At 70.0% G+C, this 17881-nt stretch carries 14 protein-coding genes; 7 read left to right on the top strand and 7 right to left on the bottom strand.

The genetic code is table 11. The annotated features are described in order from the left end of the window. Positions 1 to 754 precede the first annotated feature (754 nt). Genes ACSDR0_RS37085 through ACSDR0_RS37060 form a run of 6 tightly spaced genes read left to right on the top strand, consistent with a single transcriptional unit; the run spans position 755 to position 7580 of the window. Positions 755 to 1405 (top strand): hypothetical protein, encoded by a 651-nt coding sequence (locus ACSDR0_RS37085; protein ID WP_435293624.1) that lies wholly within the window; start codon positions 755 to 757, stop codon positions 1403 to 1405. Positions 1406 to 1430: 25 nt separating this feature from the next. Continuing rightward, complete coding sequence (locus ACSDR0_RS37080; RefSeq protein WP_435293623.1) at positions 1431 to 2525, top strand: alpha/beta fold hydrolase; 1095 nt, start codon at positions 1431 to 1433, stop codon at positions 2523 to 2525. After that, positions 2522 to 3940, top strand: a complete 1419-nt coding sequence (locus tag ACSDR0_RS37075; RefSeq protein WP_435293622.1) for an FAD-binding oxidoreductase — start codon at positions 2522 to 2524, stop codon at positions 3938 to 3940. The genes ACSDR0_RS37080 and ACSDR0_RS37075 overlap by 4 nt, the downstream gene beginning before the upstream one ends. Positions 3941 to 3946: 6 nt before the next feature. Beyond that, positions 3947 to 4804, top strand: coding sequence for a hypothetical protein (locus ACSDR0_RS37070; protein WP_435293621.1), 858 nt, complete (start codon positions 3947 to 3949; stop codon positions 4802 to 4804). Next, positions 4801 to 6588: a GMC oxidoreductase gene (locus ACSDR0_RS37065; RefSeq protein ID WP_435293620.1), complete on the top strand. Its 1788-nt coding sequence runs from the start codon at positions 4801 to 4803 to the stop codon at positions 6586 to 6588. The genes ACSDR0_RS37070 and ACSDR0_RS37065 overlap by 4 nt, the downstream gene beginning before the upstream one ends. After that, the gene (locus ACSDR0_RS37060) at positions 6585 to 7580 is read left to right on the top strand and encodes a hypothetical protein (protein WP_435293619.1); all 996 of its coding nucleotides are present in this window, start codon (positions 6585 to 6587) and stop codon (positions 7578 to 7580) included. The genes ACSDR0_RS37065 and ACSDR0_RS37060 overlap by 4 nt, the downstream gene beginning before the upstream one ends. A 107-nt stretch (positions 7581 to 7687) precedes the next feature. Here ACSDR0_RS37060 and ACSDR0_RS37055 read toward each other — a convergent pair whose 3' ends face one another. The 7 genes from ACSDR0_RS37055 to ACSDR0_RS37025 form a co-directional block, all read right to left on the bottom strand. Next, positions 7688 to 8512: an amidohydrolase family protein gene (locus tag ACSDR0_RS37055; RefSeq protein WP_435293618.1), complete on the bottom strand. Its 825-nt coding sequence runs from the start codon at positions 8510 to 8512 to the stop codon at positions 7688 to 7690. 5 nt (positions 8513 to 8517) lie between these two features. After that, a complete protein-coding gene (locus ACSDR0_RS37050; RefSeq protein WP_435293617.1) occupies positions 8518 to 9309 on the bottom strand; it encodes a hypothetical protein in 792 nt (263 codons plus the stop codon). Beyond that, positions 9306 to 11234 (bottom strand): hypothetical protein, encoded by a 1929-nt coding sequence (locus tag ACSDR0_RS37045; protein WP_435293616.1) that lies wholly within the window; start codon positions 11232 to 11234, stop codon positions 9306 to 9308. The genes ACSDR0_RS37050 and ACSDR0_RS37045 overlap by 4 nt, the downstream gene beginning before the upstream one ends. Continuing rightward, positions 11231 to 12061, bottom strand: coding sequence for a carbohydrate ABC transporter permease (locus ACSDR0_RS37040; RefSeq protein WP_435293615.1), 831 nt, complete (start codon positions 12059 to 12061; stop codon positions 11231 to 11233). Before ACSDR0_RS37040 ends, ACSDR0_RS37045 begins: the two co-directional genes overlap by 4 nt. Further along, positions 12058 to 12996, bottom strand: coding sequence for a carbohydrate ABC transporter permease (locus tag ACSDR0_RS37035; protein WP_435293614.1), 939 nt, complete (start codon positions 12994 to 12996; stop codon positions 12058 to 12060). Before ACSDR0_RS37035 ends, ACSDR0_RS37040 begins: the two co-directional genes overlap by 4 nt. Then, complete coding sequence (locus ACSDR0_RS37030; protein WP_435293613.1) at positions 12983 to 14224, bottom strand: ABC transporter substrate-binding protein; 1242 nt, start codon at positions 14222 to 14224, stop codon at positions 12983 to 12985. Before ACSDR0_RS37030 ends, ACSDR0_RS37035 begins: the two co-directional genes overlap by 14 nt. Before the next feature lie 78 nt (positions 14225 to 14302). Then, positions 14303 to 15094, bottom strand: coding sequence for a GntR family transcriptional regulator (locus ACSDR0_RS37025; RefSeq protein WP_435293612.1), 792 nt, complete (start codon positions 15092 to 15094; stop codon positions 14303 to 14305). A gap of 35 nt (positions 15095 to 15129) precedes the next feature. Between ACSDR0_RS37025 and ACSDR0_RS37020 the strand changes: the two genes are divergently transcribed. Next, positions 15130 to 17868 carry a carbohydrate-binding protein gene (locus tag ACSDR0_RS37020; protein WP_435293611.1) on the top strand — a complete coding sequence of 913 codons (2739 nt, stop codon included), beginning with the start codon at positions 15130 to 15132 and terminating at the stop codon, positions 17866 to 17868. Positions 17869 to 17881: the final 13 nt, after the last annotated feature.

Genomic DNA, 17881 nt, shown 5'->3' with positions numbered 1-17881 from the left:
TGCGTAGTGCGAACTTTGGTCGGTTCAGCACGGCAACCTACGCTCGTTCTCTTTTACACCGCATCTCGGACGCGACCTCGCGAGAGAGAGCAGGGGAGCTCCATCAGGAGCACTCGCCCGCGCCCCTCGGCCGGTTCCACCGCATAGGTCAGTGGTCCCCAGCTGTTTCCCTGGGAGTACGTGGGCTTGTGGCGGATCCGCCAGCGATAGGCGGTGCCGTCGACGCCGATCAGCCTTGAGTCCTTCTTGGGGATCGCCACGGAACGGTCTCCTGTCTTTGTTTCGTCCCTGCTCCGTAAGAGCACCGAAGACAGCGACAGGTGATGCGAGACGCTCGCCAGCGTAACCACCGCCCAGTCTCACGATCGAGCGATTTTCGCGCACGGCCGGATCCGGCGGTGGAGGCCCTCCAGCCGTGGGAGTACGGGACACATGGGCATGAGAGGCGGCGCGAAACGACGAGAACCGGCGAATGTCAAAAGCCCGGCTCGGAACACCTTATAGAGGATCGCTGCGGGTCGGTCACCATGACGGGTCGGATCTGCGACAGCCAGGGCTCCGGTGGCTCCGCGACCTGTGTTTTCTCCCGAAACAACCTCTGTTGAAACGTGAAGCAGAAGTTACGCTCCACATGCTTTTCTCCGCTCGCGAGCAGGATTTACTTTTCGTAGGAAGAAATAATTTTCCCGTGAAATGAGAGAAGATATTCCTGTTTTTGTCGCCAACATCTTTGCTTCCCTGAGAAGCTGAAGCCATGCCGCGTAAGGAAAAGTTCGAGTACATTATGATGGATCGGCTGAGAGCGTCCCTCGACCTGGTGGGAGCTGGTGCATACGGTGGCGCCGCACGACAGCCTCGTCTGACCGACGCGTCAATTCGTGGCCACGTCAAAATCTTGAAAGACAACGCGTACAACGGCAGGCCGATTTTCACCGAAAGCAACGGTCGACAGGTGCTCACCGACCCGGGTGGGGAACCGCCGGCCTATGCCCGGCAGGTCGTCGATCTGGGCCATGGGGTGGCTCGATCGGGCTCCTCCGAGTCGGTCACGGCTTTTCTTCCTCGGCGTTCCCGCTTCGTCTCTCGTGCGCTTCTCGCCCTTCGCGACGAGATCACGGTCCACTGCCGGGTGCCGGGCGATCGAGATCGACATGAGGATGTTTTCGAGATCGATGTGATCGGTCCGCCGGAGAACGGAGTGATCGATCTCGTCCTGGGGCCGCCACCTCCGCGCCCCGGGAAACACGAAGCGCCGGATTCTCCTGGGCCGTACACCGGCCGACTCGAGGCGACGGTGCCCATCAGTGATCCTCTCGACGCGATCAGCCTGGAGCAACCGGTCAGCGGGGGGCCGTCGCCGTTGGCGCCGTCAGGGAGCCGATCACCAAAGCCAAGGCGAGGCTGAGATGTCCGATCGCGGAGAAATCGCCATGACGCGCCGCATCCCCATGTTCACCCTCGACGGCGTCCCCGACGCGCGGACGAGCACGCATCCGTTCACCACCCAGGACGGCCTGGGGCTGAGCATGCTCAGGTTCCTCAGGGAACCGGCCGACGACGTCGTCCTCGTGATCCACGGGTTGACGACCTCCAGCGACATGTTCATCATGCCCGAGCACCCCAACCTCGTCCGCCACCTCCTGGACAACGGCTACCCGGACGTGTGGACGCTGGACTACCGGATGAGCAACCGGCACCCGTACAACCGCTCGATGCACCGCTTCACCATGGACGACATCGCGCTGTTCGACTACCCGGCCGCGCTGCGCGCACTGCGCGCGGAGGTGGGGGACCGGCGGGTGCACGTCATCGCGCACTGCCTGGGCTCGGTGTCGTTCATGATGAGCCTGTTCGGCGGGGCGGTGGACGGCATCGCCGGCGTCATCGCCAACAGTGCCGCGCTCACCCCGAGGGTGCCCGCCTGGTCGCGGCTCAAGCTGACCGTGGCGCCGACGTTCATGGAGTACGTCCTCGGCTTCCCCTACCTGGACCCCAGGTGGGACGAGGAGCCGGCGCTCACCCGCGGGTGGCTGTTCTCGAAGGCGGTGGACCTGTTCCACCCGGAATGCGATGAGTCCTCCTGTCACATGCTGAGCCTCATGTGGGGCACCGGCTGGCCCGCCCTCTACAGCCACGACAAGCTGCACGCGATCACCCACGCCCGCAGCGGCGACCTGTACGGCGCCACCGGCTTCCACTATTACCGGCACGTGCTCAAGATGGTCCGGGCAGGCCGCGCGGTGAAGTACGACCCGCGGGACCCTCGGCACGGCGCCCTGCCGGACGACTACCTGGCGAACGCCGCCGAGATCACCACCCCCGTGCTGCTGACCACGGGAGACCGCAACCGCGTCTTCGCCGACTCCAACGTCGTCTGCCACGATCGGCTCGACGCCGTCGTCCCGGGCCGTCACGAGCTCGTCGTCTTCCCCGGCTACGGCCACCAGGACGTCTTCATGGGCAAGAACTGCCATCAGGACGTCTTCCCGGTGATGACCGACTTTCTCAAGCGTCAGGGGGCGTGACCGTGTCCAAGACCTACCGGCCCACCAGCCACGAGGCCTTCCCGCACGGCACGCTGCTCAGTCTCGCCTACGACTGGGAGCGCGTCGCCGACCCGGGCGTCCCGCCGCGCTGGCCGTTCAGGGTCTACCTGCCGCGCGACACCGACGACGTCGTCAGGGCCGTGCGCGAGGCCCGTGACCGCGGCGAGCGGCTGATCGTCCGCGGCCACGGCCACTCCAGCAACAACCTCGTCACCGGCGAGGGCGCCACGGTCCTGCTGACCGACCGGATGAACGAGATCATCAGCGTGGACGAGCGCCAGGCGTCCTGCACCATGCAGGGCGGCGCCGTCCTGGCCGACGTGGACGCGCACCTCGCGCGGCGCGGCTGGGGACTGTCGATCATCGGTGACCACGACCACATCACGGCCGGCGGCTTCGCCTCCGTCGGCGGCATCAGCCCCGCGTCCCACCGGTACGGGCTGTTCGTCGACACCGTCACCGAGCTGGAGTACGTCGACTGGGACGGCGAGGTGCACATCTGCGGCCGCGAGCGCGACCCGGACCGCTTCCACCGCGTTCTGGCGGGCACCGGCAGGCACGGCATGATCACCTGGCTCACGGTCGCGATCGTCCGCGTCGACAAGCACCGGACCGTGCTGAAGAACGACCGGCTGCTCACCACGAACCTCGACGACTACATCCGCCGCTCCGGCGAGCTGATCCGCGACCCCGGCGACGCGCTGATGGAGCGCGGAGTCTGGGCCGACTTCCCGACCCCGGTCGGGACGCTGCGGCTCGGCCAGTTCTCCTCCTATCGCGAGACCCCGCAGAGCCCGCTCAAATCACTCCTCAACAACGTCGCCTACGGCTACCAGCAGTTCCTCGGTTACTGGGCGGGCCGCCTTCCCCCGGCGGTGGACGAGATCGTCAAGTACCTCGGCATGGCGGCGATAATGCTCAGCCCCGCCTACGCCAGCGGCAAGAACATCGAGTGCTTCACCGACCAGGTGCTCGACTCCACCGTCGGCGACCCGACCCGCATGCTCGTCGTCCTGGCCCCGGCCGAGCGCTACGAGTCGCTGTTCAGGCAGTTGTACGAGGCCGCCGTCGAGGAGCGGCGCGCCAGCGGGGGGATCACGTTCATCTCCGTGTACGTGAAGGCGATCCGCTCGGCGTACCTGTCGGGAGGGGACGAGACCAAGCGGCACTGCGAGCTGATGCTCTACTTCGGTGTCAACCTCGAGCAGATGACCGAGAAGATCCTCGAACGCCTGGTGGAACTGGTCGACGACATCGTCATCGACCACGGCGGCTTCCGGTACATGCACTCACGCACCGGCAGCGATCCGGAACGGCGGCGACTGCTGGACCCGAACGCCCGGTACGCCGAGCACGCCGGCGAGCCGGTCCCCGGCAAGCCACGGAAGGGATGATCGTCCATGGCCGCCAGAGCACACCGGCGCGACGAGGACCCGAGTGGCGCGGCGGTCCCCGCGCCGACGCGGCGGAAGCCCGCGAGCCGGGCGGCGGCGACGGTCGCCACGGACGGCATCCGGCCGACGACGGCCGCGGCGGGCGGCCGGTCGGCGGTGACGCGACGGGCAGGGGCGACGACCGCGGCCACCAGGCGGGTGCCGGTGCTGCCCGAGCGCAGTGTGCCCGAGCCGGTTGACGCGGGCGCCGGGCTGACCTTCCACGAGAAGATGTCGGGATATTTCGCCATGGGTTATACGGATCCGCGCGTGGGCGCCCACGTGGGCCGCCGCACCCGGTGGCGGCTCACCTTGCGCGCCACCGTCACGATCGCCGACATCGACGCCTTCGTCGCCGACCCGCTCCACCACGGGACCCTGCGCGGGGAGGTCGAACTGCCGGGCGTCGAACACCGCGTCCCGTTCCACGACGGGGTGTTCCGGCTCTTCGCGCCGTCCGGGCGGTCCGGCCTCACGCTGCTGATGTACGAGGCGCCGTTCTCGTACGGCGGGCAGGCGTACTACCTGGCCGGGCGCAAGAACGTACGCGACGACCTGGGCCTGGACCTGTGGCATGACACGACGACGCTCGACGTGCGGCTGCACCGGGGACCCGACGCCGATGGCGAGGTGGCAGGGGCCGGGGTGCTGCGGCTGGGGGGCGCCGACCTGGTGGCGCTGCTGCTGTCGACGCGCGCCACGAACGTGGCCTCGCCGGTCGAGGCGGCCCGCGTGCTGGGGACGTTCGGGCTGTTGTTCGCGCGCGGCCTGCGCGACAGCTACCTGCGGCGGTCGCGTGCCTTCGTCCTGAAGGAGGGGCGATGAGCGCCGAGCCTTCGACACCGTCCGCTGAGCACGTCGACGCCGTGGTGGTCGGCTCCGGATTCGGCGGATCCGTGTCCGCCTACAGGCTGGCGGAGGCCGGCCTGCGAGTGGTCGTGCTGGAGCGCGGCCGCGCGTACCCGCCCGGGAGCTTCGCCCGCACACCACAGGAGATGAGCAGGAACTTCTGGGATCCGAGCGAGGGGCTGCACGGCCTGTTCGACGTCTGGACGTTCAACGGGTTCGACTCCGTGGTGAGCAGCGGGCTGGGCGGTGGCTCGCTGATCTACGCGAACGTGCTGCTCAGGAAGGAGGAACGGTGGTTCGTGAGGCACGAGCCGCTGCCCGGCGGCGGGTACGAGACGTGGCCGGTCACCAGGAACGACCTGGAGCCCCACTACGAGGCCGTGGAACGCATGCTGGGCGCCACCCGCTATCCGCTGCACGCCCCCGCGTACGCCGACACGCGCAAGACCCTGGCGATGCGGCGGGCGGCCAAGGACCTGGGGCTGGAATGGGAGCTACCGCCGCTCGCGGTCAGCTTCTCGGCGGGGCCCGATGAGCCGCCCGGCCTGGGGCTGCCGATCAAGGAGGCGGGGTACGGCAACCTGCACGGGCTGCCCCGCCGTACCTGCCGGTTGATCGGGGAGTGCGACATCGGCTGCAACGACGGGGCGAAGAACACGCTCGACCACACGTACCTGTCGGCCGCGAAGGCGGCGGGCGCCGACATCCGCACCCGCTGCGAGGTACGCGGCCTGCGGGCACGGGACGGCGGCGGATACGAGGTCACCTACGTCGAGCACGACGAGGCGAACGAAGGCCGCCGCACGGACACGCACGCGCTGCCGCTCCGCACGGTCACCTGTGACCTGCTGATTCTCGGCGCGGGCACGTACGGGACGACGTACCTGCTGCTGCGCAACCGCCGCACCCTGCCGGGACTCAACCTGCCCGTGCTCGGCAGGCGCTACTCCGGCAACGGCGACCTGCTCACCTTCCTGCTCCCGAGGAAAGGTTCCGTCCGCGCGATGGAGGCCAGCCGCGGGCCGGTGATCACCAGCTCGATGCTCGTCCCCGACCGGCTGGACCGCCCCGACGTCATGGGGCGGGGCTTCTACGTGCAAGACGGCGGTTACCCGGGGTTCGTCGACTGGCTGGCCGAGAGCGCGGACGTGACGCGCACGGTGTTCCGGGCGAGCGAGTTCGCGGTGCGGGCGCTGATGGCCCGGCTGTTCGGTACCCCGGACACCAGCCTGAGCGGCGAGATCGCGCGCCTGATCGGGGACGGCACGCTGTCGGCGGGCTCGCTGCCCCTGCTCGGCATCGGCCGCGACGTGCCGGACGGCGTGATGCGGCTGCGCGGCGAGCGCCTGCAGGTGAACTGGACGACCGAGACGAGCACGGAGTATTTCGCCCGGGTCCGGCGCACCATGCGCGACATCGCGGACGTGCTGGACGCCCGGTACGTGGACAACCCGCTCTGGTTCTTCCGGAAGATCATCACCGTGCATCCGCTGGGTGGCGCCGCCATCGGCCACAACAGGATCGAGGGCGTGTGCGACCCGTACAACGCCGTGTTCGACCTGCCCGGCCTGTACGTCGCCGACGGCGCGGCCATGCCGGGACCGGTGGGCCCGAACCCGTCGCTCACCATCGCGGCGCTGGCCGACCGCATGTGCACCCGGCTGCTGGAGAACCGCCCGCCCCGGAACCGCCGCCGCGCCCGCACGACCACGGTGCCCTCCATGAGCAGCGGGCCCGCGGAGGAAGGGCGGCCGTCGTGAACCGCATCGCCGTCGCGATCGTGCACGGCGTCGAGATCGCCGACCCCGCCTTCGCCGCGGAACCGGCCAGGCTGCTGCGCCGCAGCTTCGCCGCCGAACTCGGCCTGAGCCCGCTCGACGCCGACAACGCGCTGGTCATCGAGCCCGTCTACTGGGCGCCGCACATCGAGGGCCGGCAGCGCGAGCTGTTCGCCAAGATGTACGGGGACGACGCCGGCACGTTCTTCGACGACCACCTCGAAGGCGTCGTCAAGAGCGTCAACGCGGGATCGGCGGCGTCGATGGCGCGGTTGCTCGCGTCCCTGATGCGGCGGACCAGGCCCGAGCTGCGCACGCTGCACTACCCGACGGCGCGCTGGCTGATGCTGCACTTCGTCGGCGACATCATCGCCTACGACCGGAAGCTCAACGAGGAGAACTACGTCGCCGCGCACCATGTACTCGCGCAGGCGCTGGCGGTGCTCGCCGACAAGGCGGGCGACAGGGCGCCGCTGTGCGTGCTCGCGCACTCCTTCGGTTCCGTGCTGGTCAGCGACTACGTCTACGACCAGCAGGAGGCCCTGCGCGGGCGCGAGCTCGTCCCCGACGCGGTACGCGCCGTCATGGGCACCTCGCCGCTAGCCCGGGGCGAGACCCTGGCCTGGCTGTACACGATGGGCAGCCCGCTCGCCCTCTGGAGCCTGCGCAACCCGGACGCGAGCCTGGACCGGCCCATCGACTTCCCCGGCGTCGAGATCGCCGGCCGCGGCTCGCGGCTGAGGAGCGAGTGGGTCAACTTCTGCGATCGCGACGACGTGATCGCCTATCCGCTGCGGCCGCTCGGCCCCGACTACGCGCGGCAGGTCACCATGGACCGGCCGGTGGCGGTGCGGGGGCCGTGGCCGGTGTTCGCCACGCCGCTGGTCCACCCCTTCTACTGGACCGATCCGCAGGTGATCGACGCCATCGGCGGCTCGCTGGCCGCGGGCTGGCGGCACCTCAACCCGGACTGAGGGACCTGTCGCCGAGGTCCACGTCGTGAGGCGGCGGCTCGGGCGGCCCGCGCTCTGATGCACCCCGGCGTGGTTCAACGGCGCTCGATCGGTCGAGAGCGGTCGCTTCATCGCGCGCCCCCGTAGACCCGGGCGGCGGTGCCGCCGAGCACCGCGGCGCGCTCGGAGGGGGGCCAGCCCGCGAGCAGCCGTTCGACGCGGGCGCGTTCGCCCGCGTAGTCGTCGCGCAGCAGCAGAACCGGCCAGTCGGAGCCCCACAGGAGCCGGTCGGCTCCGAGCGCGGCCCGGGCGGCGGCGAGCAGCGTCACGGCCCTTCTCTCGTCGTCACCGAGCCCTGAGACCTTGGCGACCGCGCGCGGGGCCCGGGCGAGCTCGTCGAGCGCGGTGCGCCAGGACCGTGGGTCGGCACCCGGCTCGTGCGCGTTCGCCAGGTGGTCGATCACGACGGCCAGCCCCGGACGGCGGGCGGCGAGCGCGGCGGCCTCGGGCAGCTGCGCGGCCGAGATGAGCAGCTCGAGCAGCAGCCCCTCTCTCTCCAGGGCGATGAGCCCCGCCACCGTCGCCGGGTCGGTCCACCAGCCGGCCGGGGCGGCGGTGAGCGACTGCCGCACCCCGCGCAGCAGGGTGCCGCCGGGCGCGGCGCGCAGGGCGGCGAGCCGTTCCGCCGCGTCCGGGCGGGCGAGCTCCACCCAGGCGACCACGCCCAGGACCCGCGGGTCGTGGGCGGCGCTCGCCAGCAGCCGCTCGGATCCCGCGTCGCTCTCCTCGGCCGCGACCAGCACCACGCGGGCGACGCCCGTCGTCGCGAGCTCGGGGGCGAGGTCGTCGAGCGTGAATATCCGGCGGATCGCCCCTGACGCCGGCTCGGCGAGCCAGCCGGCGCCGAGCAGCTCCGCGCCCCAGACGTGGACGTGGGCGTCGACGATGTTCACCGGGCTCAGACGAGCGGCCGGCGGCCGGCGTCGCGCCACGCCTCGTATTCGGCGCGGCTGTCGAGGCTGAGCGGGTAGTAGTCGGACAGCCGCGCGCCCTGCTCGAGCCGCATCCGGCTGAACTCCTCCCAGTTCTCGTGGTCCTCAGCCGACCGCACGAGCTCGAGCGCCTTGCCCGAGGGCACGATCACCGCGCCGTCGTCGTCGGCGACCACGACGTCGCCGGGCAGGCAGAGCACGCCGCCGGCGGCGACCGGCACGTCGTAGGCCCAGGGGAACAGGTCGGTCTGCGAGGCGTAGTGCGGCGTCGTGCCGGTGCACCAGATCGGCACCCCGAGCTCGCGCACGCGCGCGGCGTCGCGGATGCGCCCGTCGACGACGATGCCGGCACCGCCGCGACGCTTGAAGTAGCGCACGAGCATGTCGCCGAAGCAGCCGGTGAACGAGCTCCCGTAGGCCTGCACGACGAGCACGTCGCCCTCCTGCACGGTCTCGAGAACGGCCCAGAGGGCGGTGTGGCGCTCGACGTACTCCTGGCTCAGGCCGCTCGCGACGTCCTCGCGCTGCGGCATGAACTGCAGCGTCAGCGCCGAGCCGACCACGCGACTGCCGCGCTCGAGCGGGGCGGGACCCTGAACGGCGGTGCGGGTGATCCCCATGCCGTTGAGCTTGGCGCACGCCGTGGCGGCGCTCACCGCCTTCATCCGGCGGAGGATGCCGGGGTCGGCCCGGTCGAAGGCCCCGCCGCGTACCGGCAGAGGCCAGACGGCCGACGGCGACTCGCGAGTGGTGTTCATGCGTTCTTCTCCTGAGCGGTGCGGACGAAGTCCTGGTGGGAGGCGCGGTGGACGCGCCGGGTGGTCTCGAGGTCGAGGGCGATCCGCGTGCGCGCGGGCAGGAGCACCTCGATCCGCGAGGCACCGACCGCGACGCGGTGGCGCGTGGCCGGGGCGGGCGGGATGTCGTACCGGCGGTCGTCGCCCGGGTAGCCGGGCTCGGCGGTGTCGTGGCCGGCGGTGACGATCTCGTCCTCACCGAAGGCGCCGGCCTGCACGACGACGAGCTGATCCTCGTCGCCGGTGTTGACGAGCTCGAGCGCGACGCGGTGCTCCTCGACCGCGCTGACGAGCGCCGCGACGCCGGGCGGCAGGCCGGGGCGTTCGCGCGTCCCGTCGCCGATCACGACACGGGCGAGCGCGAGGCCGCCGTAGTAGATGGCCGGTGGCGCGCCCGTCACGAGCTGGCTCAGCACCTCCGTCACGACGGGGTTGAGCCGCTGCCAGAAGTGGATGTCCCCGTCCTCCGGTTCGTCCGGTGCCTGTGCGATCAGGGACATCCGCCGGAGGGTCTGGGCGAGGGCCAGCTCGAGCGCGCGTTCCGGGTAATCCGGATTGCGTCCGGCGAGGTAGCCGATCCACGGCGCCTCGTGGCCCTGCTCCTCCTTGTCGTGGAACCAGCGCACCGCCTCCCAGTCAGAGTCGGAGGCGGCCCGCAGCCGCTCGAGGCGCGGATCGTGCGCGACGTCGCCCTGCGCCCACGCGAGCCAGAGCACGGGCGCGAGTGGCACCGGGTGCCGGTCGAACCAGCCCTCCGGGCCGTGCCGGTAGGGCACGAGCAGCTCGCGGGTGCTCTCGTCGGCGCCGAGCCGCTCGGCCCAGCCGGGGCCGAGGCTGCCGCGGGTCGCGATGCGGTCGGCGACCACGCCCTCCGCCATCACGGCGTCGAGGGTGGCGCCGACGAGGCCGATCCGGTCGAGCGTGCCGGTGAGCACCACGGTGTTGAGCGCGGCGACCGTGGCGGTGGGCGCGATCGAGTGCAGGCCGTGAGGCCAGGTCCAGCCGTAGTGGCCGCCGTACCAGGCGCCGCCGTGCAGTTCGCCGACGACCCCGTCGGGGCCGACGTTGTCGGGCAGCACGCCGCCGTTCGCGGCCGCGCGCTCGCGCCAGGCGTCGACGTACTCGAGCACCCAGTCGGCGAAGCGCTGGTCGTGGTCGTAGAGCCAGGCGTTGACCGCGAGGGTTGTCGCGGCGAGGTTGACGGCGGTGTCGCCGCGCCCCATCCGCTCCCGCATCGCCTGGCCCATCGCACGGGCCGCGGCCGGGTCTGCCAGGTCGTCCCAGTCGCGGATGCCGGGGACATCGAGCAGGGGGAGGCCGTAGATCTCCATGCCCGCCTGGTCGGCGCGGTATTCCTCCCAGTCCTCGCCGACGCCCCAGCGCGGACCGCCGGAGCCGGTGTGCGGGGCGACGATCGTGCGGGTGACCGGGTCGTAGTTGCCGGCGCCGGGCAGGTAGAGCTCGGCGAAGCGACGCGCGCGTGCGCGGAACACGGGGTCGGCGGGATCCGCGGCGCAGATGGAGAGGAAGAACGGCAGCGACTCGCCCTGGTGGAACCAGTCGTAGCCGAGTTCGTACTCCTCCCGCACGAATCCGAACTCGGTGAGTTGCCGGGTCACGCCCTCCCAGTGATGCTTGGCCGCATCGAGAACGTCGGCGGATCCGCCGAGGCGATACAGCACGGGCCAGTTGAAGAACGGCTCGTAGAAGTCGTCGACACCGTCGCGACCGTACATCCGTCCCCGGTAGCGCAGCCGGCCGTCGGGCTCGCAGAAGCGTCGCTCGAACTCGCGCCAGGCACGGTCGAGGCGGGCGAGCAGCTCGCGCTCGAGGACCGCCCAGCGGGGCAGCTCACGGACGGGGACGGTGGCGGAGATCCTGATCATCCTTTGACCGCTCCCGAGGTGAGACCGCCGATGATGCGTCTTTGCAGGAGGACGTAGAACACGATCACGGGCGCGACCGCGAGCAGCATGTTCGAGTAGACGATCGTGAAGTCGGTCGAGTACTTGCTGATCGCCGCGAACACGCCGGTGGTCACCGTGTAGATGCCGGACCCGGGTCCCAGGATGATCCGCGGATTCACGAAGTCCGACCAGACACCCACCGAGTTGAGCACGACGGCGGTCGCGACGGCCGGGCGCATGAGCGGGAAGATGATGCGCCAGAACGTGCCCATCCGGCTCGCGCCGTCGATGCGGGCCGCCTCGTCGAGCTCGCGCGGGATGCTCTTCACGAACGCGGTGAAGAGGAACACCGTCGTGGGGATCGTCAGCGCCGTCTGGAACAGGACGAGACCGGGAACGGTGCCCATGAGGCCGATGGTCCTCAGCACGTAGATCACGGGGATGACGATCGCCTGGCTCGGGATGAACAGGCCCGCCAGCAGCACGAGCAGCACCAGCCGGTGGCCGCGCCGGACCCCGCGGGCGATCGCGTAGGCGGCCGGCCCGGTGACGAGGATCGAGAGCACGTTGACCAACGCGACGAGCAGCGCGGTCGTGCCGTAGGCGCCGATCACGTTGAAGTCGGCGGAGGTCGCGGCCGCCACGATGTTGTCGATCGTGAACCCGTCGGAGGGCACGTCGAACGGCGAGCCGACGATGTCGTCCTGGCTCTTGAACGCGTTGGTCACGAGCAGATAGAGCGGGACGACCATCACGGCGGCGAGAACGATGAGCACGACGCCCCGGAGCAGCCGGATGACGATCACGCGGACACCGCCTGTTCACTCTGGCGGCGGAGCTGGGTGACGACGACCGTCACCGCGATGATCGCGACCATGAGCACGACCGATTGCGCCGCGCCGTAGCCGAGCTGCGAACGGCTGAAGGAGGTCGTGAGGATGTTGAACACGGTCGTCTGGGTGGTTCCGGCAGGCCCGCCCGCGGTGAGTGCGAGCACGAGCTCGTAGACCCGCAGCAGGCCGATGGCGGAGAGCACGACATTGAGCGTGACGGTCGGCGCGAGCACGGGGAGCTTGACCTGCCAGAAGGTCTGCCAGGGGCCGGCCCCGTCGATGCGGGCCGCCTCCAGGAGCGAGACGTTGAGAGTCTGAAGGCCCGCGAGGTAGAGCACGACGTTGACCCCGAAAGTCGCCCATATGATCACCGCGACGGTTGTGAAAGTGGCCCATACGGGGTCGGCGAGGAAGGGGAGGCGCTCGAGGCCGAGGCTGGTGAGCAGCGCGTTGACCGCGCCGTTGCTGCCGAGGATCGACGCCCAGAGAAAACCGAGGATGACCGGCCCGATCACATACGGTGAGAAGACCAGCACGCGCATGACCGTGTTGACGCGGGTATGGCGGTTGAGGAGCACGGCGACGCCGACGCCCAGCGTGTTGCAGGCGATCGTGCCCACGACGGCGATCACCGCGGTGAAGGCGGCGGCCCGCAGTACCTCGGGGTCCTGCACGAGCCGCTCGTAGTTGCGGGTTCCGACCCACGACGGCGGGATGGTGAAGCCGTCCCAGTTCGTGAGGCTGAGGTAGATCGCGATCGCGATCGGGATGAGGACGAACAACGCGACCAGCGCGAGCGCCGGCGCGATCATGACGGTGTCGGTGAGCAGTTCGAGGCGGGCGTCCCGGCGACGGCGGGTGGCCGGAGCCGCCCCGCCGGCTCCGGCCCGGGTGTCATTGCCCGGCATTCAGATCCCACCAGGAGTCCAGGGCGGCCGCCGCGTCCGCCGGAGTGGTCTTGACGTAGAGGGCCTGGACCTGCTTGTTGAGCTCGTCGCCGAAACCGCCGGGAATCCTGGGGCCGGACGTGCCGAGTACGAGGCGGGGAGCGGCGTCGAGGATCGCCGCGACCTCCTGGTTGAGGGGGCTGCCCTTGTAGGAGATCCCCTGGCGGAAGTTGCCCTCGGAGGCGAGTGACGCGGCGACGGCCGTCTTGTCGCTGACCAGGTACTCGACCAGGCTCAGCGCGAGGTCCCGGTTCTTGGAGGCCTGCAGGATCGAGTACGGCTGCGCGGGCCCGCTCATCTGCCCGGCCGGGTTGCCGTCGAGTGACGGCGCCGCGAAGACCCCCACCTCGAACGAGGTGGCGGCCTCGTCGATCGAGGGCACGATCCAGTTGCCGATCACGTAGGTCGCGGCCTTGCCGGAGGTGAACCCGTCGATCGAGTCCTGGTACTTGAGGCCGAGCGCGTCGGGGTCGACGAGGCCGCCGGCGATCCAGCCCGCGTAGGCGTCGAGGTACTTCTCGTACGCGCTTTTCGCGAAGGTGGCGGAGCCGGCGCTGCGCTTGGCGTAGAAATCATCGGAGGCGAGGAGCTGCGGGTTCGCCAGCATCGCGAACTGCGCTCCGGTGACCCACTCGCCCGCCGTCTGCAGCGGAAGGTAGCCGGCCGCCTTGAGCGCCTTGAGGTCCTTGGTGAACTCGTCGAGGCTGGTCGGGGGCGCGTCGATGCCGGCGGCGGCGAAGGCCTTCTTGTTGTAGAAGACGAGCGACTGGATCTGCGCGCCGGTGGCGACCTGCCAGATCTTGCCGTCGACCTGGTTCTGCTCGGCGAGCGGGGTGTCGAGCACCCACGGCTCCTTCGGGAAGGCGAGCAGCTGCGGTGCCACCACGGGGTCGAGGTTGCTGGCGACGATGTCGGGCACGTCACCCGAGGCGAGCTCCTGCTGGAGGGTCGCCTGCACGTCCTCCCCGCTCGGCACCTCGATGGTGACGGTCACCCCCTTGTGCTTGGCGACCCAGGGCTGGACGAGGTCCTCGTAGTACTTCTTCGTCAGGACCGGTGTGATGTTGGCGAGGATACGGAGCTCGCCTCCGCCCTCCTCGGCGCTGTCGGTCGCGCATCCCGTCAGCAATCCCGCGATCATTGCCGAGCCGATGAGGATCGCGGCGGCGCCGCGTGTGCTGTGTCGCATGAATCTTCCTTGATCTGCGTAATCGCCTATCGATAGGCAATGGGCGCACAGTAATCGGTCGCGCGTTCGACGGCAACCCTAGGACGGGTCCGATGCGTCGAGATTTCCGGACGCGTGCGCGGCGAAGGCGCTCGCGGCGACCTCCGGATCGCCGCTCATGAGCGCGTCGATGAGATCGGCGTGCCAGTGGACGACCCGTGCCCGGTCGCCGAGGTAGGAGGGGTCGCCGATCGCGCGCTGGCTGATGAGCATGGGCTCGAGGGTGTCCCAGAGCCTGGCGAGCACCGAGACGCCGGCGGCGGCGATCACGCCGCGGTGGAACTCGACATCGAGTGTGCGGAAGGCCGCCCAATCCCCGGCGGCGACGGCTTCCTGCATTCGCGAGACGATCGCGCGCAGCCGGGTGAGGATGGCGGCATCCGCGGTCGTGACCACGAGGCGGGCGCCTGCCGCCTCGAGCGCGGCGCGCATCTGTCGCGCGATCGCGAACTCCTCGGGGGAGATCTCGGTCACATAGCTTCCGTGGCGGGGCACCGAGACCACGAGCCCCGCGTGCACCAGCCGCTTCACCGCCTCGCGCACGGGCGCCTGGCTGATGCTGAGCTGCCGGGCGATCTCGGATTCCACGACGCGGGATCCGGGCGCGCGCGAGCCGTCGAGGATCGAGGCGAGGATCAGGTCGTACACCTGGTCCGAAAGCAGTCCCCGGTTGATTCCGGTGTCGGTCATGGTGCCTTCCGTTGCGCTCTGATGTTCTGCCCAGGCTAGCGATAGTCGATAGAGGCCGTCGCCGTTGTCGCGGTGATCGAGACCGAAGCCGTCTCGGCTCGGTTGCCGGCTTCCCCATTGACTCGGCGGGATGCCTCTCATTACCTTTCGATTATCGATTAGTGATTGGACCAACGATGGCCCGTCGGATCATCGCGGCACGTACCGCCGCACTCGCCACGATCGCCGTCGCCGCATTGCTCGGCGGCACCCTCGCAGGCGCGCCTCCAGCCGCAGCCACGGGAGGTGCCACCTACCACGTGAGCACCTCCGGCTCCGACTCCAACCCGGGCACCTCGAACTCCCCGTTCCGGAACCTTCAGCGATGCGCCGCGGTCATGACCGCCGGCGATACGTGCGAGATCGCATCCGGGACATATCGAGAGACCGTCACGCCGTCCGCCAACGGCACGGCGACGAACCGCATCACCTACACCGCCGCGCCGGGCGCGGCGGTCATCGTCGACGGCAGCGATCCGGTGGCCGGCTGGTCGCAGGTCACCGGGGCGCAGCTGACCGCGCTCAAGGCGAACGATCCCACCCTCGACGGGTCGGAGTTCGCCGCGGCGGTCGGAGCTGGTCGGATCCATCGTGCCGTCGTCACCGTCAACGGCGACCTCTCCGGACAGCAGGTGTTCGTCGACGGTGCGATGCAGCCCGAGGCGGCGTGGCCGCACCCGGGCAACAACCCGGCCCAGCCGGTGCTCGCCTCCGCGCAGTCCGGCACCCAGACCTCGCTCTCCGACCCGGCGCTCACCCAGCCGGCCGGCTGGTGGGTCGGCGCCCGCCTCACGTCGCACAACTGGTTCGTCAGCGAGACCGGCACCGTGACCGGCTCGGCGGTCGGTTCGGTGACCGCGAGCAGCCTGCCGGCATGCGTGGGTCTCAGCCCCAACCGGAAGAACCTCTACTCGCTGAGCGGCAAGCTCGCCCTGCTCGGCAAGGCGGGCGAGTGGCACCACCGCTCGGCCGACGGCCACCTTTACCTCTGGACCCCGGACGGGGCCGCCCCCTCGAGTCACACCGTCGAGCTCAAGAAGCGCGATCTCGCCTTCGACCTCTCCGGTCGCTCGTACACGACCGTGCTCGGGATCGGCATCAAGGGCGCCACCATCCGGACCTCATCGTCGACCCACCACGTGGTGCTCGACGGGATCACCGCTCGCCACGTCTCGGCCTACAGCGACCTCACCGTCGACCCGAACAAGGTCACGCCCAGCGACCCCTGCGACGTTCTCACCGCCGGCGAGACCACGAGCGGCATCCAGCTGCGCGGCACGGCCAACGTGCTGCGCAACAGCACGATCGACTGGAGCGCCGGCAACGGCGTGATGGTGGCGGGCACCGGCAACACGGTGACCAACAACCGCATCACGAACGCCAACTACATGGGCAGCTACGCGGCGAGTATCAATGTGCTCGGCAGTGACCACCTCATCAGTCACAACACGGCATGGGGCAGCGGGCGCAGCAACCTCAACATCGACAACAAGGTCTCCGGCACCACCGCGTCGGGCCATCTGATCCGGTACAACGATTTCGGCGACTACGGCAAGCTCGTCAACGACGTCGGCGCGATCTACGTGTGCTGCCGGGTGAATATGGCGAACACGATCATCGACCACAACCTGCTGCACGACGCGGCCCCGGGCGTGGCCGAGGACGGGCCGGCGCCCGGCGTGTACCTCGACCTCGAGACCCACAACGCCACGGTCGCCGACAACGTCGCCTGGAATCGCACCACCTACGGCGTCGTGCTGATCAACCCGAACGGGGGCACGACCTCGGGTAACAAGATCTACGGCAACACGAGCGGCACCGACCCCAAGGCGGTCAGCCTGTTCGGCGGCACCTACTCCACCTCCGAGGTGAAGAACAACATCGGCACGGTCGACACCGCGACAGGGGTCACGGTGAGCAACAACCTGCCGAACTCGACCGACCCGCAGTTCACGAACGCCACCGGGCTCGACTTCACGGTCGGCTCCGGCTCCCCGGCCCGCAACGCCGGCGCGGTGCTGCCGCCCTGGACGGACAACTCGACCGACGCGACCCCCACGATCGGCGCCTACCAGTACGGCGCGACGAAGTGGGTCGGCGGGGCGCGCTCCATCGGCGCGGCCATCCAGGCGGAGTCAGCCGTATCGGGCTCCGGCACGAACACCCGCTCCGGCGGGACCGGCACGGTCGTCGGCAGTTTCGACGGCGGCGACTGGCTGCGCTACGCGAACGTCGCCTTCGGTAACGGGCGCACCATGTTCGCGGCGACCCTCGCGACCGAGACGCAGTACGCCAACCAGCGCTTCGAGATCCGCATCGACTCGGCCACCGGCCCCGTCATCGGCACCACGACGGTCTCGGCGACCGGCGGCTTCGACCGCTTCGTGCCCCAGTACACGCCGATCACCCCGACCAGCGGCACCCATGACGTGTACCTCATCGCCCTCGGCACCGGGCCGGGTGTCGGCGACATCGACACGATCGCCTTCACGCGCACCACGGCGAAGCTGGAGGCGGAGCAGGCGGACGCAGGTTCCGGCACGAGCGTGATCGCGGGCGGGACCGGGACGTCCGTCGGGAGCTTCGACGGCGGCGACAGCCTGTCCTTCCGTTCGGTCGACTTCGGAATGGGGCGCACATCGTTCTCCGCCTCGCTGGGTGTCGATCCCGCCTACGCGGGCCAGACCTTCGAGGTCCGGATCGACAGCGCGACCGGTCCGGCGATCGGCACGGTCACGACGACCTCGACCGGTGGATGGACGCGGTTCGCGACCCAGAGCATCGCCATCGCGGGCAACAGCGGTGTGCACGATGTGTTCCTGGTCGCGACCGGCGGTGCGGGCGTCGCCAACATCGACTGGGTGGCGTTGGAGTAGCTCCGGCCGCCGG

Source organism: Streptosporangium sp. G11, assembly GCF_051192615.1.
GTDB lineage: Bacteria > Actinomycetota > Actinomycetes > Streptosporangiales > Streptosporangiaceae > Streptosporangium.
This window is presented reverse-complemented; position numbering and strand designations above follow the sequence as displayed.